Raw genomic sequence first — 642 nt, forward strand, 5'->3', positions numbered from 1 at the left:
ATCTGCAGTCCCCGGAATGGGTCGGGGAAGAGTGCGCCCGCCGCACCCTGTCGCGCCTGGCGCCGCGTAAGCTGTCGACCATGAAGGCGCCGGTCATTTTCGCCAACGAAGTGGCGACCGGGTTGTTTGGTCACCTGGTCGGAGCGATTGCCGGCGGCGCGGTCTACCGTAAATCGACCTTCCTGCTCGATTCGCTGGGCAAACAAATTTTGCCGGAGTGGCTGACCATTGAAGAGCATCCGCACCTGCTGAAAGGGCTGGCCTCCACGCCGTTCGACAGCGAAGGCGTGCGCACCGAACGTCGCGATATCGTCAAAGACGGCGTGCTGACCCAGTGGCTGCTGACCAATTACTCAGCGCGCAAGCTGGGGATGAAAAGCACCGGCCACGCCGGGGGCATCCACAACTGGCGCATTAACGGCCGCGGCCTGAGTTTTGCAAAGATGCTTAAAGAGATGGGCACCGGTCTTGTGGTTACCGAACTGATGGGGCAGGGTGTCAGTGGCGTCACCGGCGACTACTCACGCGGCGCATCCGGCTTCTGGGTAGAAAACGGCGAAATTCAATATCCTGTCAGTGAGATCACCATTGCAGGTAATCTGAAAGAAATGTGGCGTAATATCGTGACCATTGGCGATGATA

The 642-nt window shown here is 59.0% G+C and carries 1 protein-coding gene; it reads left to right on the plus strand.

Annotated elements, in window-relative coordinates:
• Window positions 1-642 (plus strand): metalloprotease PmbA (gene pmbA / locus HGP29_RS28420; RefSeq protein ID WP_168885833.1); only part of this gene is annotated, 642 nt, incomplete at both ends.

The organism is Flammeovirga agarivorans, from assembly GCF_012641475.1.
Classification (GTDB): Bacteria; Bacteroidota; Bacteroidia; order Cytophagales; family Flammeovirgaceae; genus Flammeovirga; species Flammeovirga agarivorans.